Source organism: Acinetobacter sp. YH12095 (assembly GCF_013419245.1).
GTDB lineage: Bacteria > Pseudomonadota > Gammaproteobacteria > Pseudomonadales > Moraxellaceae > Acinetobacter > Acinetobacter towneri.
Genome location: NZ_VPAL01000055.1, coordinates 1 through 1,083, shown reverse-complemented (window position 1 = coordinate 1,083; position 1,083 = coordinate 1). Strand labels below are relative to the sequence as shown.

The 1,083-nt window shown below is 38.8% G+C and carries 2 protein-coding genes; both read left to right on the top strand.

Translation table 11 applies throughout. The annotated features are described in order from the left end of the window. Window positions 1–61 precede the first annotated feature (61 nt). Entirely contained in the window at window positions 62–517 is a 456-nt protein-coding gene (locus tag FTU35_RS13335; protein ID WP_004973749.1) for a helix-turn-helix domain-containing protein, read from the top strand. After that, the gene (locus FTU35_RS13330; protein ID WP_121533679.1) at window positions 507–1,073 is read left to right on the top strand and encodes an IS630 family transposase; all 567 of its coding nucleotides are present in this window, start codon (window positions 507–509) and stop codon (window positions 1,071–1,073) included. Before FTU35_RS13335 ends, FTU35_RS13330 begins: the two co-directional genes overlap by 11 nt. Window positions 1,074–1,083 lie beyond the last annotated feature (10 nt).

Sequence of the window (1,083 nt, the reverse complement as noted above, 5' to 3'; positions counted from 1 at the left end):
TAAGTTGACAAAAATAACTAATCATGCGAAAAAAGTTTTTTTAGTTAACAGATGTTCACACATGCCTCGAATTGTTTCTGTACCACTTAGTTTAGAACAGCGAGAACGACTCATTTTTCTGGCCAAGCATGCAAAACATTGGCGTGAAAGACAACGTGCCCAAACTATTCTCTGGCTTTCTGAAGGTAAAAGTGTTGCGGAAGTTGCCACTCTACAAGAACGTATCCCAGAAACCATAAGGCTACAACGCCGACGTTGGGAATTGTATGAGTTTGAATCGATTAAAGAAGGTCATCGCTCAGGTCGGCCCAATACATTGATCTCAGACTATCAGGCGAAAATCCTAGATTGGGTCAATACAAGTCCACTCAATGCAGAACAAATCCGAGTCAAACTACATGAAGAATACGAAGTGTCCGTGTCTGTTGAAACCATTCGTAAGTTTTTACGTGATTCAGGTATGGTCTTCAAGCGTACCCGTCATAGCTTGAAAAAAAAGAGATCCGATTGCATTTGAACAAGCAACACAGCAGATTGAAAAATTACGAGAGCAAGCGGCACGTGGTGAAATTATATTAGGTTATGTTGATGAAACAGGGTTTTCATCTACACCTGATAACCGCTATGCGTGGACAAAGATAGGTGATGTTCATGCGGTTGATGCAATAAGATTAAAACGAGTTAATGTCATGGGGTGTTTGCTTTCAACGGGGAAACTGGTGACAAGTTGTTTACAAGAGTCAGTTACAAGCACTTGGTTTTATGCCTATTTAACTGGAATAGCTCAACAAGTAAAACAGACTTATAACCTTCCATTGGTTCTTATTGTTGATAATGCCTCGATTCATAGAAGTAAAAAGATGGCTGATTACAGAGAGCTACTTAAAAGTAACTTTTCGACGAATTTGTATTTTATTCCAGCTTATAGCCCTGAGTTAAATCGAATCGAGATGGTATGGAAGCAGATGAAATATTATTGGCGAGATTTTCAAGTCATGACAGCTGATAAAATAGAGCAATGGGTGGAGAGAGTATCAAACCAATTCGGAAAAGAATACATGTTTACTTTTTAATGACAGCTTA